General features: G+C 65.6%; 17 protein-coding genes. All 17 read right to left on the minus strand.

Translation table 11 applies throughout. The features are described from left to right. Nucleotides 1-90 precede the first annotated feature (90 nt). Nucleotides 91-246: a hypothetical protein gene (locus HTUR_RS27255; RefSeq protein ID WP_012942304.1), complete on the minus strand. Its 156-nt coding sequence runs from the start codon at nucleotides 244-246 to the stop codon at nucleotides 91-93. A 109-nt stretch (nucleotides 247-355) separates the two neighbouring features. Beyond that, entirely contained in the window at nucleotides 356-763 is a 408-nt protein-coding gene (locus HTUR_RS05460) for a hypothetical protein (protein ID WP_012942305.1), read from the minus strand. Nucleotides 764-863: 100 nt separating this feature from the next. Further along, nucleotides 864-1,670, minus strand: a complete 807-nt coding sequence (locus HTUR_RS05465; protein ID WP_012942306.1) for a CBS domain-containing protein — start codon at nucleotides 1,668-1,670, stop codon at nucleotides 864-866. A gap of 87 nt (nucleotides 1,671-1,757) precedes the next feature. Then, a complete protein-coding gene (locus tag HTUR_RS05470; protein ID WP_012942307.1) occupies nucleotides 1,758-3,299 on the minus strand; it encodes a DHH family phosphoesterase in 1,542 nt (513 codons plus the stop codon). Nucleotides 3,300-3,359: 60 nt separating this feature from the next. Then, nucleotides 3,360-4,895 carry an NADH-quinone oxidoreductase subunit N gene (locus tag HTUR_RS05475; protein ID WP_012942308.1) on the minus strand — a complete coding sequence of 512 codons (1,536 nt, stop codon included), beginning with the start codon at nucleotides 4,893-4,895 and terminating at the stop codon, nucleotides 3,360-3,362. Next, on the minus strand, nucleotides 4,895-6,424 hold the full coding sequence (locus HTUR_RS05480; RefSeq protein ID WP_012942309.1) for a complex I subunit 4 family protein: 1,530 nt from the start codon (nucleotides 6,422-6,424) through the stop codon (nucleotides 4,895-4,897). The genes HTUR_RS05475 and HTUR_RS05480 overlap by 1 nt, the downstream gene beginning before the upstream one ends. Further along, nucleotides 6,424-8,469, minus strand: coding sequence for an NADH-quinone oxidoreductase subunit L (gene nuoL, locus HTUR_RS05485; RefSeq protein ID WP_012942310.1), 2,046 nt, complete (start codon nucleotides 8,467-8,469; stop codon nucleotides 6,424-6,426). The genes HTUR_RS05480 and nuoL overlap by 1 nt, the downstream gene beginning before the upstream one ends. A 1-nt stretch (nucleotide 8,470) precedes the next feature. Further along, nucleotides 8,471-8,776: an NADH-quinone oxidoreductase subunit NuoK gene (gene nuoK, locus HTUR_RS05490; RefSeq protein ID WP_008896377.1), complete on the minus strand. Its 306-nt coding sequence runs from the start codon at nucleotides 8,774-8,776 to the stop codon at nucleotides 8,471-8,473. Further along, nucleotides 8,773-9,243, minus strand: coding sequence for an NADH-quinone oxidoreductase subunit J (locus tag HTUR_RS05495; protein ID WP_012942311.1), 471 nt, complete (start codon nucleotides 9,241-9,243; stop codon nucleotides 8,773-8,775). The genes nuoK and HTUR_RS05495 overlap by 4 nt, the downstream gene beginning before the upstream one ends. Beyond that, nucleotides 9,240-9,515, minus strand: a complete 276-nt coding sequence (locus HTUR_RS05500) for an NADH-quinone oxidoreductase subunit J (protein ID WP_012942312.1) — start codon at nucleotides 9,513-9,515, stop codon at nucleotides 9,240-9,242. The genes HTUR_RS05495 and HTUR_RS05500 overlap by 4 nt, the downstream gene beginning before the upstream one ends. A 2-nt stretch (nucleotides 9,516-9,517) precedes the next feature. Beyond that, a complete protein-coding gene (locus tag HTUR_RS05505) occupies nucleotides 9,518-9,979 on the minus strand; it encodes a NuoI/complex I 23 kDa subunit family protein (RefSeq protein ID WP_008896380.1) in 462 nt (153 codons plus the stop codon). Beyond that, nucleotides 9,976-11,070, minus strand: a complete 1,095-nt coding sequence (locus tag HTUR_RS05510; protein WP_012942313.1) for a complex I subunit 1/NuoH family protein — start codon at nucleotides 11,068-11,070, stop codon at nucleotides 9,976-9,978. Before HTUR_RS05510 ends, HTUR_RS05505 begins: the two co-directional genes overlap by 4 nt. Nucleotides 11,071-11,072: 2 nt before the next feature. Then, the gene (locus HTUR_RS05515) at nucleotides 11,073-12,731 is read right to left on the minus strand and encodes an NADH-quinone oxidoreductase subunit D (RefSeq protein ID WP_012942314.1); all 1,659 of its coding nucleotides are present in this window, start codon (nucleotides 12,729-12,731) and stop codon (nucleotides 11,073-11,075) included. Then, nucleotides 12,728-13,435, minus strand: coding sequence for an NADH-quinone oxidoreductase subunit B (locus HTUR_RS05520; RefSeq protein ID WP_012942315.1), 708 nt, complete (start codon nucleotides 13,433-13,435; stop codon nucleotides 12,728-12,730). The genes HTUR_RS05515 and HTUR_RS05520 overlap by 4 nt, the downstream gene beginning before the upstream one ends. Beyond that, entirely contained in the window at nucleotides 13,432-13,845 is a 414-nt protein-coding gene (locus HTUR_RS05525; RefSeq protein WP_008896384.1) for an NADH-quinone oxidoreductase subunit A, read from the minus strand. The genes HTUR_RS05520 and HTUR_RS05525 overlap by 4 nt, the downstream gene beginning before the upstream one ends. A gap of 349 nt (nucleotides 13,846-14,194) precedes the next feature. After that, a complete protein-coding gene (locus tag HTUR_RS05530) occupies nucleotides 14,195-14,827 on the minus strand; it encodes an AIR carboxylase family protein (RefSeq protein WP_012942316.1) in 633 nt (210 codons plus the stop codon). Between the two features lie 57 nt (nucleotides 14,828-14,884). Next, on the minus strand, nucleotides 14,885-16,048 hold the full coding sequence (locus HTUR_RS05535) for a 5-(carboxyamino)imidazole ribonucleotide synthase (RefSeq protein WP_012942317.1): 1,164 nt from the start codon (nucleotides 16,046-16,048) through the stop codon (nucleotides 14,885-14,887). Between the last annotated feature and the right edge of the window lie 10 nt (nucleotides 16,049-16,058).

Here is a 16,058-nt window from a genome sequence, read left to right on the forward strand (position 1 = left end):
CATTAAGGATTCCGGGGAATGGTAGCGTGTGACGAAGGACGATCGCGACAGCGGCTAGCCAACAGATCGGTTCGGTCCCGGGAGGACCGATCAGGCGAAACTCCGAAATTCGGTCCCACCGCAGCCACAGCGGTCACCCATTCCGATCAGGAAGACCGCGCCGTCGTCCCCGATTTCGGCCGTGAAGATGGACTGACAGTCGCCACACCGAACAGCGGTCTTCCGCTGGACGTTTGCGCGTTTCATCGTATCCGTTCGGAGGGACCAGTCGGGGTTGAACCCGTCTCCAAACTACAGTGGGTCCGCGCTCAGCGGAGCGAGATTCGGGGCAGTTCGGTCGGCAGGCGGACGCCCGCTACTGCTCGGCTATCCACTCCAGTGCGTCCGCGTCGCTCGTGAACGTGCGGTACTCGAATTCGGGATCGATTTCGTTCAGTTTCGTCTCGACGCGTCCCATCTCCAGCGACGAGACGGCCGAGTCCGAGTGGACGCCGGCCCCCGCCCGGACGCCGAGATCGAGCAGTTTCGGGATCCAGGTCTCCGCGAGCCACTGCTTGTCCTCGTCCCTGTGCGCCATGAACGCCGCCGTGTTCACGACGTAGCGGTCGATATCCTCCGCTTCGATGATCTCCGCCCACCTGAGCGCGGCCTCCCGAAGCTCCTCGCCCGTGACGAACCGTTCGTACGTGAAGACCGGGATGCCGAGCTCCGACTCCAGTTCCACGGTGTAGTCGTCCGTCCGTTCGACTATCTCTGTTGTCATATATCGCGATCGTTCCCCACGACACTTGTAACTATTCAGCCGCGGCTATCAGATCAGACACGCCGAGAGGAACCCGTCGCCGCCGAATCGCCGGACGAACTCAGTCGTCGGACTGCAGCCGCTCGGTCGTCTGAACGAGCGGATGGTGTGCGTAGTCGACGACCTCGATGTCGTCGATCCGCTCTAGGTTCTCCTTCTCCGCGGTCTTGGCCATCCCGAGCTCGATCGTCCGATCGACGACGATGACGTAGGCGTCCATCTCGTCGATCCCCAGCCGATCGGCCGCGAGCACCCGGTGGTGGCCGTCGGCCAGCAACAGCGTGCCGCCGTTGTCGATGACCACCAGCGGCTCGGCCAGCCCGTGCTCGAGTTCGTACCGCCGACCCTCGAGTTCGTCGGCGTAGACTCGCCCCTGCGTGGGCGTCAGCTCCGCCAGGGCGACGGTTCGACGCTCCTGCTCGAGGTGCGTGTCGTGGATCTCCTCTAGAGTCCGGACGAGTTTCCCCACTTTCTCGGGCGTGGCGCGCTCGATCTGGCTGCGGATGACGTCGGCGTTCGAGATGATTCCCACGAGGTTGCCGGCGTCGTCGACGACGGGGAGCTTCTGGATGCCCGACCGGAGAATGACGCGGGCGGCGTCGGTCACCTTCATATCCGGGTGGGCCACGAGCAGATCGGTGGCCATCACCTTGAAGATCGGATCGCCATCGTCGGCCAGCAACAGATCGCGGGCGCTGATAAATCCCTCCACGCGGCGCCGCTCGCAGACGGGAAAGCCGCTGTGCTCGTCGCTCTCGGCGATCCGCGTGGCGACGTCGCCGACGGTTTCGTCGGGAGCGACCGTCGCGACGTCGCGCGTCATGTACTCCTTGACCTTCGGCTTGCTCCGGTCCGACAGGACCTCCATAGGCGGGTCAACGGGCCCCGCGCGCAAAAACGTGTCTTCCGCGACCGCTCGGACCCCGTCGCGGAGCGCGGGTCTCGAGACGACACCCTACACCGACTCCCCGCTCTCGTCGGCCGCCGTTCGGTCCCCCGAGGGAGCCTCGGACTCGTCGTCGACCGAGAACAGCCGCTCGCTGGTCTGGGTGTACGCCCCGACGGACGTTCCCGGCCCGGCGTCGATCGCCTCGAGGAACCGATTCGTGATGACCTCCTCGACGACGCTGACGATCGATTCGACCTCGTCGGCGTCGTCGACGTTGCCGAGGATACCGAGCTCGAGCTGGGCGCCGGCCATATCGGCGTGGCCGCCGGCGCTGCCGATCCGATCGAACGCGTCCCGGACCGTCTCGCCCAAGTCGACGTCGGCCGCCCGCGAGCGCGCGGAGACGAAGACCATCTCGTCGCGAAAGCCGAAGACGAGCGTCGTTTCGATGCCCTCCATCGACAGCAGCTGCTCGGCCGCCTGGGGGAGGGCGTCGCGGTTAGTGATCTCGCCGACGCTCGCGACGGCCACCGAATCTCGCTGGATGCGGTTCTTGATCGCCCGGGCGATCGTCTCTAAGGTCTCTCCTTCGACCGTCGGCTGCTCGATCTGCTCGAGCATCGACGTGTCGGCGTGGGGCCACAGCACCGAGGCGGCGTTGAAATCCGCCGGGGAGACCTCGCGGGTGAAGTCGTTCGTATCGATCCGGATCCCGTACAGCAACGCGGTCGCCGTCGGTCGCCGCGGGTGGAGGCTGAACCGGTCGAGATACTCCGTCAACACCGTGCTGGTCGCCCCGGCCCCCTCGCGGAGGTCGACGAACTCGCCGGGTACCGGACCGCGGGGCGGGTGGTGGTCGATGACGATGTCGATGTGGAGCTCCTCGGGTAGCTGGTCGTTGACGCCGGGCCGAGAGTGATCGACCAGCGCGAAGGCCGCATACTCCTCGAGCGACTCCTCCGGCGAGAGGTTCCGCAGGTCGAGATCGAGCAGGTTGACCATCGCGCGGTTCTCCTGGTGGGAGATCTGGCCGAAGTAGCAGGCGTCGGCGTCGACGCCAAGCTCGGCGGCGATATCGACCAGCGCGACGGCGCTGGCGATCGCGTCCGGATCGGGGTTGTCGTGCATCACCACCGCCAGCCGGCCGTCGATTTCCGCCAGCTGTTTCCGAAGTCCGATCGCGGCGCCGGCCGAGAAACTCACGGTCCCCTCGAGGATGTGGTCGACCATCGACTGCCGGGCGTCGACCACGCAATCCGCGAGTTCGTCGAACCGCATTCGATCCGCCTCGGTCGCGTTCCCGCCCATGTAGGCGACGATCGAACTCGTCGGAAACCGCTCTCGAGCCTGGACGAGCGCGAGCCGGTTCCGGTCGGTCCGATCGCCGGCGACGAAGATCACGTCCGGCGTCTCGAGATTCGCGATCACGGACGGATCGGTCGGATCGGCCCGCCGCGCCGGGAGGCTCTCGTCGCGAAGCGTTTCGACGACGCTCTCGTCGTCGGTGACGACGAGCAGGCGATCGCCGGTGCGTGCGTCGCGCTCGGGGAACCGTTCGACGACCTGTCGGCCGACCGTTCCACAGCCGAGCACGAGCCGGAAAACCATGTATCGCAGTTGCGATTCCGAGCGGGAAAAGCTACCGGGTCGCCGGTGACGGCCCGGCGATCAGTTGATCAGGGCCTCCGCGGCGCCGGTGGCGGCCTCGACGACCGGTCCGAAGCCGGGGAGGATGACGATCGTCATCACGGCGGCGACGACGATCGCCGCGTAGAGCCCCGTCGGCTGTCCGAGCCGATCGCGCGTCGCCGGCGGATCCTCGATCCACAGCGCCTTGACCAGCCGCGAGTAGTAGTACAGCGAGAGCGCGCTGTTGACTACCAGCGCGGCGGCCACGGCCAGCATCGCCGTGTTCGCCGTCGCCGCCTCGAGGGCGCCGGTGAAGAGGAAGTACTTGCTGAAGAAGCCGCCGAAGGGCGGGATCCCCGCGAGGCTAAAGAGGAAGACGGCCATCGCGCCGCAGGCGACCGGCGCCTGCGTCGAGAGGCCGTTGTAGTCCTCGAAGGTGCGGCCGACGCCCCAGTGTTCGGCCAGGGCCACGAACAGGAACGCGCCCGTGTTCATGAAGCCGTAGACCAGCAGGTGCATCAGCGCCGCGCCCATGACGAGCTCGCCGCCGTCGGCCGACAGGCCGGCCAGCCCGATCAGGGCGTAGCCGGCGTGGCCGATCGACGAGTAGGCGAGCATCCGCTTGACGTTCTCCTGGGTCGCCGCCGCGAAGTTCCCGAGCGTCATGGTGACGATCGCGAGCACGACGAAGGCGACCGTCCAGTCGAAGCCGATCACGGCACCGATCTCCTCGAGCGGGAAGGCCACGTTGAACACGCGGAACGCGATCACGAAGCCGGCGGCCTTCGAGGCCGAGGAGAGGAACGCGCTGATCGGCGCGGGCGCGCCCTCGTAGGCCTCGGGCGCCCAGAAGTGGAACGGCACGCTGGCGGTCTTGAACGCGATCCCGCCGAGCAGCATGAGGATGCCCAGTCCGAGCAGGCCGCCGAAGCCGTCGGCGCCGCCGTCGGCGATGACCTCCGCGATGCTGTCCAGCTGGAGGACGCCGGTCGCGCCGTAGACCAGCGAGATCCCGTAGACGAAGATCGCCGAGGAGAGCGCGCCGATCAGGAAGTACTTCAGCCCGGCCTCGACGCTGCCGCGGTTGTCCTTCAAGATCGCCACGAGGGCGTACGACGGCAGGCTCGTCAGCTCGAGGGCGATGAAGATCGTCACGAGGCTGTTGGCGGCCGCGACGGTCGCCATCCCGGTCGCCGCGAGGATGACCAGCGAGTAGTACTCGGCCTGGTAGGTGTGGCCGGCCAGGTAGTCGTAGCTGGCGACGACGATCAGCGCCGTCACGATGGCGACGACGATCATGAAGTACAGCGCCAGCTGGTCGACGACGAACTGGCCGTCGAAGATCTCGATGACGCCTTCGCCGCCGTCGATGGTCGGCGTGCCGACGCCGGCGGCACTGAACCAGACGGCGACGCCCAGCGAGGCCAGCGCGCCGACGGCGGCGGTGCCGGCCAGCAGCGTTCGGTCGGTCGACCGCGGCGAGATGCTGTCTATGAGGAACAACACCAGCCCGGTCAGCGCCAGGATCAACGCCGGGGCCAGCGCGGCCCACTCGGGGAGTTGATAGATCGCCACTACAGGTCACCTCCGTTCAGGATCGGATCGACTGCGTCGGTTATCATATCGAATATCAGTTCGGGGGCCACGCCGAGGGCGATGATGAGCGCGAGCAACACGAACATCGGCGCGATGTCGTGCAGCGGCGCGCGGCCCACGTCGTAGTCGGTTTCCAGGTGATACGGGCCGAAGACGGTCCGCTGGAGCGCGAAGAGCAGGTAGCCAGCGACGATGACGATGCCGAACATCGCCAGCGCCGTAAACAGCGGCGCGTACGCGAAGTCGGCCTGGAAGGCGCCGAAGAAGATGGTGAACTCGCCGTGGAAGCCGCTCATGAGCGGGAGTCCCATGTAACCGAAGGCGCCGGCGACGAGGATGCCGACGGCGATCGGCATCCGGTCGGCCAGCCCGGACATCTCCTCGACGCTACGGGTGTGCGTGACGTTGTAGATGACGCCAACTGACATGAACATCAGGCCGGAGATCAGCCCGTGGGAGACCATCTGGAACGTCGCCCCGCCGACTCCGAACTGGGTGTAGGCGATCAGTCCGAGGATCACGTACCCCATCGAGGAAACCGAGGAGTAGGCGACGATTCGTTTTAGGTCCGTCTGGGCCAGCGCCAGCATCGCGCCGTAGATGACGCTGATAACCGCGATGGCCGCGATCGGCACGGCGTAGGTCGCGACCTGCTCCGGGAACATCGTGAAGTTGAACCGCAGCAGGGCGTAGGTCCCCATCTTCAGGAGCACGCCCGCGAGCAGCACGGAGGCGGGCGTCGGGGCCTGCACGTGGGCGTCGGGCAGCCACGTGTGGAACGGGACCACCGGCACCTTCACGGCGAACCCGAGGAACATCGCGATGAACACGAGCGCCGTGAACGTCCCCGGATCGATGCCGAAGACGCTCGACTGGACGCCGCCGCCGTTGACCATCGCGTCGGCGATATCTGGAAGGGCGAAGCTCGTCGCGGCGTCGCCGAGGCCGAAGACGAGCGCGATGAACGACCCGAACATCACCAGCGACGCCACGTTCGTGTAGACGAAGAACTTGATCGCGGCGTACTTCCGGTCCGGACCGCCCCAGACCCCGATCAGCAGGTACATCGGGATCAGGACCGCCTCCCAGAAGATGAACCAGACAAAGAAGTCCAGCGCCGAGAAGACGCCGATCAGGTTCGCCTCGATGAACAGCACGAGCCCGTAGAACTGGGACTCGCGGCTGTCGATCGGTGTCCACGAGCTCAGGATCGCCAGCGTGCAGAGGATCGTCGTCATCACCACGAGCGGCAGGCTGATGCCGTCGAGGCCGACGAACCACTCGATCGAGTAGTCGCCGAACTGGATCCACTCGAGGTGAGACTCGAAGGCCAGTTCGCCGTCGAGTAAGGCGTTACCGCTGCCGTCGAAGGCGGTGAACATCCACAGGCTGAGCGCGGCCGGCACGAGGCTGATAGCGAAGGCCAGTTTGCCGGCGACGCGATTCGGCGCGACGAACGTGACGAGCGCGCCGATCAGTGCGACCGCGATCAGTGCTTCGATCATCATCAGAACCACCCTCCGTAGAGTCCGAGACCGAGGAGCAACGCGATGAACCCGGCCACGAGTAGTGCCGCGTAGTTCGTCACGAGCCCCGTTTGGATGCGTTTCACCCAGCTACTGCCGAACAGGCTGGCGCTCGAGACGCCGTCGACGGCGCCGTCGATAACCGATCGGTCGAACAGATCGGCCGTCCGGGCCAGCGGCAGCGTGAGGCCCTCGGCGAGCCAGACCTGGTACTCGTCCTGGTAGTAGTTGTGCCGCAGGACGGTGTAGGCGCCGCCGAGTTTCGTCGCGTGTCGCTTCGGTTCGGGGACGTTGTACAGCGTGTGCGCCGTGAACGCACCGGCCAGCGCCAGTCCCAGCGAGAGGCCGGCGCTGAGCAGCATCGTCGTCGTCTCGGAGCCGATGTACCCCTCTTCGAAGGCCACCATCTCGTGGTAGTGGTGGTAGGTCAGTCCCTCGACGTAGCCGTACTCGCCGTCGAGCCAGTACTCGAGGAACGTGATGTCAGTCCCGGCGAGTTTGGCGATCGGCGCGAGATTGACGAAGCCGGCCAGCGCCGCGAGGAGGCCGAGCACGACCAGCGGCGCCTTGATCGACCAGCCGACGCCGTGTGGGTTCTCGGCCGTCTCGGAGCGGGGTTCGCCGTGGAAGGTCAGGAAGACCATCCGGAAGGTGTAAAAGCCGGTGAAGAAGACGCCGAGCAGTCCCATCGCGTAGGCCGCGAGGATGACGGGCTCCTCTAAGCCGACGATCAGCGCGTCGAACAGCACCTCGTCTTTCGACCAGAAGCCGGAGAACGGGACGATTCCCGCGAGCGCGAGCGCGCCCGCGAGGAACGTGTAGTAGGTGACCGGCGCCTTGTCCTTCAGGCCGCCCATCTTCCACATGTCCTGTTCGTGGTGCATGAGGACGATGACGGCACCGGAGCCGAGGAACAGCAGCGCCTTGAAGAAGGCGTGGTTCATGAGGTGGAAGACTCCGGCGACGTAGCCGCCGACGCCCATCCCCAGCATCATGTAGCCGTACTGGCTGATCGTCGAGTACGCCAGCACCTGCTTGATGTCGTCTTTGACGACGCCCATCGTCGCGGCGAATAAGGCGGTGAAGCCGCCAACGAAGGCGATGATTGCCAGCGCGGTCGGCGAGAGCGCGTAGTAGCCGAACATCCGCGCCACGAGATAGACGCCGGCCGCGACCATCGTCGCCGCGTGAATGAGCGCGGAGACGGTGGTCGGGCCTTCCATCGCGTCGGGCAGCCACGTGTGCAGCGGGAACTGTGCGGACTTGCCGATTACCCCGCCGAGCACGAGCAGTCCGGTGATCGTCACCCACGTCTGGGCGTCGAAACCGAACAGCGTTGTTCCGTCCTCGATGGCCGTCTCGGCGGCGACGACGAACGACTCCTCGCCGGCGAAGGCGACCGTCCCGAACGTCGACGCGATGGCGACGACGCCGATCAGGAAGAAGTAGTCGCCGAAGCGGGTGACGAGGAACGCCTTCTTCGCGGCCGAGGGGGCCGACTTCGTCCGGAACCAGAACCCGATCAGCAGGTACGAACAGAGGCCGACGAGTTCGAAGAACATGAACGCCATCAGCAGGTTGTCCGCGTAGACGAACGCGAGCATGCTGAACGTGAAGAGCCCGAGGCTGGCGTAGTACCGCGGAAGCCCGGTCTCTCCCTCGTCGTTCATGTATCCGAGGCTGAAGACGTGAACGAGGAAGGCGACCAGCGAGACGATGATCAACATCAGCGCCGACAGCGGATCGATCAGCAGGCCGAAGGAGAAGGCGATCTCCTCGGCGCCGACCTCGGTCGTGACCGCGCCGGCCGACCACTCGTAGAGCGTCTCGTGATACGTTTCGCCGCTCGCGACCGTCGCGAACATCCACAGCGAGAACAGCAGCGAGGCTGCCGTCGCGAAGATACCCGGAATCGCGCCCTTCTTCGGCAGCTGTCGGCCGAAGACGAGCGAGATGACGAACGCCGCGAGCGGGAACAGTGCGATCGCCGGAGCGTAACTGAATGGGCCTGCACCAGTTCCTACCATCTTACCACCTCATCGTCGTTGGAACCGTGACATCGACGTCACGGAAGTTGCGATACAACACCAGGATGATCCCGAGTCCGACGGCGACCTCCGCGGCGGCGAGCGCCATGGTAAACAGCGCGAACACCTGTCCGGTGAGGTTGCCGTGGTAGAACGCGAACGCGATCAAATTGATGTTCGCCGCGTTCAGCATGAGTTCGACGGACATCAGGAACAGCAGTGCGTTCCGACGCGTCAGGACTCCCATGAGGCCGATACAGAAGACGGCCATCGACAGCAGGACGTAGTACTCGACGGCGACCGTCACCGACGGTCACCTCCGTTCGAGTCCGCGTCGGCGTCGGTCTCGGATCGGCCGCCGTCGGTCGCCGTCGGCTCCGAGGGGCCGAAGCCGCTCGAGTCGGTCGCCGGACGGGCGCCGGTGCCGGCGTCGTCGGGCCCTGTACTCGAGAGCGGCGAGACGGGTTCGCCCGCCTCCTCGCGTTTCGCGAGGACCAGCGAGGCGTCCAGCGCCGCGTCGAGGGCGACCGCGATCAGCAGGAAGGCCGCGAGGAACGGCTCGGTTCCCACCACGCCCGCGTCCTGCTGGAGCGCCTCGAGGTCGAACAGCGCGTAGCCGATAGCGGCGGTGATCGATTCGACTTCGAAGCCGCCGTCGGCCATCGACTCGAACGGCGTGTTGAGGACGATCAGCGCCATCAGCGCGAACAGCCCGACGGCCAGCAGCCCGGGGACGAGCGTCTTCCCGAGTCGGAGCTTCGGTCGGTTCGTCATGTCCGCACCACCTCCTCGGAGTCGGACGTCGTGTCCTCGCGCTGGGTGAGCATCACGGCGAACGTGATGAGGACCAGCACCCCGCCGACGTAGACGAGGATCTGCATCATCGCGACGAACTCGGCGGCGAGCATCACGAAGTGGACCGCGATGCTCATCAGCGCGACACCGAGCATGAGCGCCGCGTGCCAGGGCTCCTCGAGGAGGACCACGCCCAGCGCGCTAAGCAGCGTCACGAGCGCGAAGGCCGCAAATGCGATCGTTTCGAGCATGGTTACTGGTAGTCGACCTCCCCTTCGCCCTCGCCGATCCACGCGCCCCGGTCGGGTTCGCGCGACTCGAGCGGGTCAATATCCTTATACCACGGTACCGCTTTCAGCTGCTCCTTGTTGTAGACGAAGTCGTGTTTCGTGTCCGCCGTGAACTCGAAGTTCTGGGTCAGCAGGATGGCGTCGACGGGACAGACCTCCTCGCAGAGCCGGCAGTAGACGCACTGCCCGATGTGGAGGTTGTACTGTTCGCCCTGTCGCTGGTCGTTCGTCACGATCTGGATCGTGTCGTTCGGACAGACGTTCTCACACTGCCGACACCAGATACACCGCTCCTGGCTGAACTTGTGGACGCCCCGAAAGCGCGGGGAGACGTCCGGTGCTGTCTCGGGATACTCGACCGTGAAGGTCGACCCGTCCAGTGCGTGCTTCATCGTCGTGGCCATGGATTTGAGAATTCCGATCATGCTAGGACCCCCACGATTACTGCGGTGAGGATGAGGTTCGCGAAGGAAAGGACGAGCAGCCCCTTCCAGCCGATCTCGATCAGTTGGTCGATCCGGACCCGGGGCACCGCCGAGCGGAGCCACTGGGTCAGGAGGAATATCGCCCAGATCTTGACGATGAACCAGACGATGCCGAGTGCCGCCGGCCCGGGTCCGGCCGGACCGCCGAGGAAGATCGTCGCGATGATCCCGCCCCCGAGGAAGATGTGGAGGAACTCCCCGAGATAGATCAACACGAAGTAAACCGAGGAGTACTCGGTCTGGTAGCCGGCGACGATCTCGGTCGGCGCTTCCGGCGTGTCGAACGGGTTACGGCCGACCTCCGCGAAGTTCGCGATCAGGAAGAGGACGAACGCGAACGGGTTGACCAGCGCGTACCACCGCGGGATGTCCAGGCCGGCGAACGAAACCAGCGGCTCGGCCTGGGCCGCGACGATCTCGCTCATCTGGAGGGTGCCGGCGAAGATCACGACCGACATCCCGGTGACGACCAGCGGGATCTCGTAGGCGATGTTCTGTGCCACCGCGCGGAGGCCACCGATCAGCGAGTACTTGTTCGCCGACGCGTAGCCGGCCATCACCAGTCCGAGGCTCGCGATCCCCGAGACGGCGAAGACGTACGCCAGCCCGACTTCGGGATCGGCGAGGTGGATGCCGCTGCCCATCGGGATCACGGCGAAACCGAGCAGTGCCGAGCCCGCGACGATGATCGGCGCGAGGTCGTAGGCCGGTCGGTCGGCGTTCTCGGGAACGACCAGCTCCTTCGACAGGAGGCGAACGGAGTCGGCGAGGATGATGAAGATTCCGCCCGGACCGAGCCGGTTGACCGCGATCCGGTCGGTGAACGCGGCGGTGATCTTTCGCTTCGCCCACGGGCCGGCGACGCCGGTCATCGCCAGCATCAGGTTCCCGATGACGAACGCGGCGAGGAACGTCGCGAGCAGTTCGCCCCCGACGCCGAAGCCGTCCAGCCCCGTTAGCTCGCCGATCCGCTCGGGGAGCAAGATCGTGTCGCCGTTCTGGAGCGGCGCCGTCGTGTATCCGCTCACCATGGTTATCGGTCCACCTCCCCGAGCACGATGTCGAGACTACCCAGCGACGCGATCAGGTCGGGGACGTACTCCCCGTTGGACATCTCCGGCAGCGCCGAGAGGTTGTGGAAGCACGGGCTGCGGATCTTGAACCGAGCCGGCTTGTCGGTGCCGTCGGCCCGGATGTAGATGCCGAGTTCGCCCTTCGCTCCCTCTACGGCGCGGTAGATCTCGGTGTCCGCGTCCGGCTTCAGCGTTCGCGGCACGTTGGCCTGGACCTCTCGCTCGTCTTCGGGCCAGTCCTCGAGCAGGTCGAGACACTGCTCGATGATCTTGGCCGATTCCTCGACCTCCTGCATGCGCACGAGAACGCGGCTGTAGTTGTCACAGCCCGGCTCGGTGACGACGTCCCACTCGAGTTCGTCGTAGTAGCCGTAGGGGTCGTCGCGCCGAAGGTCGTAGTCGATGCCCGAGCCGCGGGCGACGGGACCCGTACAGCCGTAGTCCTTCGCCGCCTCGGGCTCGAGAACCCCGGTGTCGTGGGTCCGGACCTGGAAGATCTCGTTGCTGGTGAGCAGGTTGTTGTACTCGTCGACCTTGGCCGGGAGTTCGTCGAGGAAGTCCCGCGTCTTCGCGATGAACTCGTCGCGGGGTTCCGGCAGATCCCAGGCGACCCCGCCCAGCCGGAAGTAGTTGAACATGAGCCGCTGGCCGGTGAGGTCCTCGAGGATATCCTGTACGACCTCGCGGTCGCGCATCCCGTACTGGAAGATGGCGGTGAAGTCGCCGTAGACGTCCAGCGCGAACGTCGCCAGCGCGAGCATGTGGGAAGCGATCCGACAGAGTTCGGCGCCCATGGTCCGGATGACCTGGGCGTACTCGGGCACCTCGATATCCGCCAGATCCTCCGCGACGCGCGCGTAGGCCCACTCGTTCAACAGTCCCGCCGAGACGTAGTCCCAGCGGTCCGGGTAGGGCATGATCTGGTGGCGATACGTGCCGTTCTGGCACATCTGCTCCTCGCAGCGGTGGAGGTAGCCGATGTCGGGGTCGACGTCGACGACCGTCTCGCCGTCTAACACCGTCTCGAGGTGGAGCACGCCGTGGGTCGCCGGGTGGTGGGGACCGATGTTCAGAAACATCGTGTCCGACTCGGCGTCGTGGTGGTCCGGCTGGATCGGGTTGGCGTGGTCCGTGAGGGTGACCAGCTGCGGTTTCTCCTGGTCGTAATCCAGCGAGAGCGGGTGGCCCTGCCAGGTCTCCGGCAAGAGGATCCGTCGCGGGTCGGGATGGCCCTCGTAATCGATGCCGACGAGGTCGAAGGCTTCCCGCTCGTGCCAGTCGGCCGTCGAGAACACCGGCGCAGCGGACTCGCTGACCGGGTCGTCGATCGGCGTCGGCACGACGATCGAGACCTCCTGGGTCCGGTCGGCGTACTTGGTCAGGTGGTAGATCGACTCGTACCGATCCTCGTACTGCTGGGCGGTCAGGTTCGAGAGGTGATCGAACCCGCCCCGCTCTTTCAGATCCGAGAGGACGCTCTGGACGTCGTCCGGGCGGACGACGAATCCGGGCGCGTTCAGGTGATCGTCTCGCGCGAGCGCACGATCACCGACGATCGCCTCGAGATCGTCCTCGGAGAGCTCGACCGGCGCTCGGTCGCGTTCGAGTCCCGTGCTCATGGCGAATCAGCCCAGTTGTATCGCATGACGAGGTCGTCCTCGTCGATCTCGCTCGCGAGTTTCTGGACGAGTTCGTCCTGTGGCAGGTCGCCGAACTCCTCGAGTTCGTAGGGTTTGACGACGACGGGTGACGACTCGCCGTTTCGGATCCGCTCTTGCAGTTTGGCGATGCCGTAGACCAGCGCCTCGGGGCGGGGCGGACAGCCCGGGACGTGGATGTCGACCGGGATGATCTCCTCGGCGCCCTTGACGACGTTGTATCCTTCCTGGAAGGGGCCGCCGGAGATCGTACACGATCCCATCCCGACGACGAACTTCGGTTCCGGCATCTGGTCGTAGACCCGCTTCATGCGGGGGCCGAACTTCGAGACGATCGTTCCCGGAACGATCATCACGTCGGCCTGTCGCGGCGAGGCGCGAGGGACGCCGGCGCCGAAGCGATCGAGGTCGTGTTTGATCGCGTACGTGTGCATCATCTCGATGCTGCAGCAAGCGATCCCGAACTGCAGCATGAACATCGAGTTGCCCCGCACCCAGTTCATGAACTTGTCGAACTTCGTGAGGATGAACGGCGTCGAACCGAACGCCTCCCGGAGCTTCGAGTTGAACCGATCGTCGGGACCCTCACCGATCCGCGAGTCGCGGGTGTCCGTCGACGGTGCGGTGCTGCCGTGGATCTGTTGCCGTGGATTGTTGCTACTCATTGTCGGTCAGAGTCGGCCGCTGCCTGACGGGGTGTCTGTGCCCACTGTACTGCGCCGTTGCGCCACGCCCACGCGAGTCCGACCAACAGGATGGCGACGAACAGCAACATTGGCCCGAGAATCTCGAGTAGCGAGACGGAATCCGATTCGACGGCATCCAGGTACACGACCGCCCAGGGGAACAGGAGGACGGTCTCGATATCGAAGACGAGGAACAGAAGTGCAACCGTGTAGTACTGGATGTTGAACCGGACGCGCGTCCCGCCGGTGGGGATCTCGCCACTCTCGTAGGTGGCGCGTTTGCTCGTTTCGGGAACGGTCGGCCGCAGGAGGTAGGATACCGCCATCATGCCGAGCGGTATCAACAGTCCCACGAGCGCCAGCGCCCCGATAGCGATCCAGTCATTCATCTCCGTAACGTTCGAGGGTTCCAACCGCACGCATATAAGGGTTGATTGTTCGTTTTTCGGCAAAATCGGGTATATTCCACCGACGTTCGTGATAGATTTCGACGGTGAATCGGAACCATGTGTGACAGCTCAGCATATGATGGCTGTACGAATCGGTAGTAGCTGATTACGACCGATCGCGCTCGAGGGACGACGCGGTCGTTTTCGACAGTATCAACGGCTAACGGCCGACTCAAAAGTCGACCGAACGGTCACTATTTCGGCACCCAATCTGATATCAGAATGATAATTGCGCGGAAAAACGAACGGTGTCCTGTCCGTAATGACGGCTGTACGATTCGGGCGCCGACTACTCGCTCGAGAAGTTCGCGGTGCCCTGATCGTGAAGCCGTCGCGACACGTCACCGACTCCCTCGCGGAGCTCGCCGTGGTAGTCCACGAGTCGCTCGCGGACGGGCTCGTGCTGGCGCGCGAGAATCTGGGCCGCCGACAGCGCGGCGTTGAACGACTTGCCGGCGTCGACCGCCACGAGCGGCGCGCCGGTCGGCATGCCGATGACGCTGTCGACCGACTTCTCCTGGACCGGAACGCCGATCACCGGCAGGGGGTAGGCGATCGAGGCGGTCATGTTCGGCAGGTCCGCGGACTTCCCGCCTGCGCCCGCGATGACGACCTCGAGGCCGCGTTCCTCCGCCGTCTCGGCGTAAGCGGTCATTAAGTCCGGCGTCCGATGGGCCGAAGTCACGTAGGTTTCGAAGGTGAAGCGCTCTTCGGGCGGGTTCTCGTAATCGGTCTGCTCGGCGAAGCCGAGTTCGTCGACGAAGGCGTCGTAGGCGCCGCGACGCCGGCCACCGGTCATCATCGTCTCGAGGTCGGAGTCGCTGCCCATCACGATGCCGACGTCGGGCGTCTCCGCGTCCGGGCGGTCCTGGTCTGCCTCGCGGTGCAGGCGGTCGATGAGGTCGCTGACGCTGTCGCTCATGGCTGGTGATGGTCGCGCCGGTGACTTCAAACGGTGGTAAACGAGCCGATCACCGGTTCAGTTTCGGAACGTTACCGCGTCCTCGAGTTTGCGCGCCGTCTCGAGCAGGTCCTCGACGTCGGCGTCCTCGTCTTCGGCCGAGACCGTCACGTGACCCATCTTGCGCAGCGGCCGGACCTGACGCTTGCCGTACCAGTGGAGGTTCGCGCCGGGTGTCTCGAGAAGGCGGTCGATATCGCCCAGTTCCGCGCGCTGCTCCTCGTCGACGTCGCCGAGCAGGTTCGTCAGGACGGTCGGCGAGCGCAGGTCCGTCGAGCCCAGCGGCCAGCCCAGCACGGCGCGGGCGTGCTGTTCGAACTGCGAATTCGCCGCGCCCTCGATCGTCCAGTGGCCGGAGTTGTGCGGGCGCGGCGCGATCTCGTTGAGCAGGATCTCCTCGTCGGGCGTTTCGAACAGTTCGATGCCGTAGACGCCGCGGCCGTCCATCACCTCGAGGACGTCCCGCGCGACGTCGTAGGCGCGTTCCGCGGCCGCGTCGCTCGAGCGCGCGGGAACGATGGTTTCCCGGAGGATCTCGTCGACGTGGACGTTCTCGCCCAGCGGGAAGGTCGCGACCTCGTCATCGCCTTTGACGGCGATCACCGAGACCTCGCGCTCGAAGTCGACGAACGACTCGACCATCGCGGGGCCGGCGACCGACTCGAGGGCCTCGTCGGCTTCGGCTTTCGACTCGACGGGGACGTTGCCGCGGCCGTCGTAGCCGCCCGTTCGGGCCTTCAACATTACCGGCGCGCCGTAGTCGTCGATGGCCGCGCGGATGTCGTCGGCGTCCTCGACTTCGCGGAACGGCGGCACCGGAACGCCCGCGTCCTCGAGTTCGCGCTTCTGGACGAGTTTGTCGTGGATCGTCCGCAGCGTCGACGGCTTCGGATGGACCGGCGTCCCCGTGTCCTCGCTGATGCGCTCTAAGACGTCCTGATCGGCGAGTTCGATCTCGAAGGTGAGCACGTCCGCGCGCGCGGCGAGTTCGCGGATCCCCGCCTCGTCGTCGAAGTCGGCGACGATCTGGTCGCGGGCGACCGGCGCGGCCGGACAGTCCGGCGTCGGATCGAGCACGACGACCTCGACTCCCAGCGGCGACGCCGCCTCTGCGAGCATCCGTCCGAGCTGTCCGCCGCCGACGACCCCGAGCGTCGGTCCCGGCGTCCGTAGCGTTGTCATTGCGCGGCGC

The sequence above is a fragment of the Haloterrigena turkmenica DSM 5511 genome (genome assembly GCF_000025325.1).
In the GTDB taxonomy this organism is placed as follows: Archaea; Halobacteriota; Halobacteria; order Halobacteriales; family Natrialbaceae; genus Haloterrigena; species Haloterrigena turkmenica.

What these genes read in the sequence shown, in the direction of transcription:
- HTUR_RS27255 (WP_012942304.1), bottom strand. Translation starts at nt 246, where the DNA reads ATGAAACGCGCAAACGTCCAGCGGAAGACCGCTGTTCGGTGTGGCGAC.
- HTUR_RS05460 (WP_012942305.1), bottom strand. Translation starts at nt 763, where the DNA reads ATGACAACAGAGATAGTCGAACGGACGGACGACTACACCGTGGAACTG.
- HTUR_RS05465 (WP_012942306.1), bottom strand. Translation starts at nt 1,670, where the DNA reads ATGGAGGTCCTGTCGGACCGGAGCAAGCCGAAGGTCAAGGAGTACATG.
- HTUR_RS05470 (WP_012942307.1), bottom strand. Translation starts at nt 3,299, where the DNA reads ATGGTTTTCCGGCTCGTGCTCGGCTGTGGAACGGTCGGCCGACAGGTC.
- HTUR_RS05480 (WP_012942309.1), bottom strand. Translation starts at nt 6,424, where the DNA reads ATGATGATCGAAGCACTGATCGCGGTCGCACTGATCGGCGCGCTCGTC.
- nuoL (WP_012942310.1), bottom strand. Translation starts at nt 8,469, where the DNA reads ATGGTAGGAACTGGTGCAGGCCCATTCAGTTACGCTCCGGCGATCGCA.
- HTUR_RS05495 (WP_012942311.1), bottom strand. Translation starts at nt 9,243, where the DNA reads ATGACGAACCGACCGAAGCTCCGACTCGGGAAGACGCTCGTCCCCGGG.
- HTUR_RS05500 (WP_012942312.1), bottom strand. Translation starts at nt 9,515, where the DNA reads ATGCTCGAAACGATCGCATTTGCGGCCTTCGCGCTCGTGACGCTGCTT.
- HTUR_RS05505 (WP_008896380.1), bottom strand. Translation starts at nt 9,979, where the DNA reads ATGATCGGAATTCTCAAATCCATGGCCACGACGATGAAGCACGCACTG.
- HTUR_RS05510 (WP_012942313.1), bottom strand. Translation starts at nt 11,070, where the DNA reads ATGGTGAGCGGATACACGACGGCGCCGCTCCAGAACGGCGACACGATC.
- HTUR_RS05515 (WP_012942314.1), bottom strand. Translation starts at nt 12,731, where the DNA reads ATGAGCACGGGACTCGAACGCGACCGAGCGCCGGTCGAGCTCTCCGAG.
- HTUR_RS05520 (WP_012942315.1), bottom strand. Translation starts at nt 13,435, where the DNA reads ATGAGTAGCAACAATCCACGGCAACAGATCCACGGCAGCACCGCACCG.
- HTUR_RS05525 (WP_008896384.1), bottom strand. Translation starts at nt 13,845, where the DNA reads ATGAATGACTGGATCGCTATCGGGGCGCTGGCGCTCGTGGGACTGTTG.
- HTUR_RS05530 (WP_012942316.1), bottom strand. Translation starts at nt 14,827, where the DNA reads ATGAGCGACAGCGTCAGCGACCTCATCGACCGCCTGCACCGCGAGGCA.
- HTUR_RS05535 (WP_012942317.1), bottom strand. Translation starts at nt 16,048, where the DNA reads ATGACAACGCTACGGACGCCGGGACCGACGCTCGGGGTCGTCGGCGGC.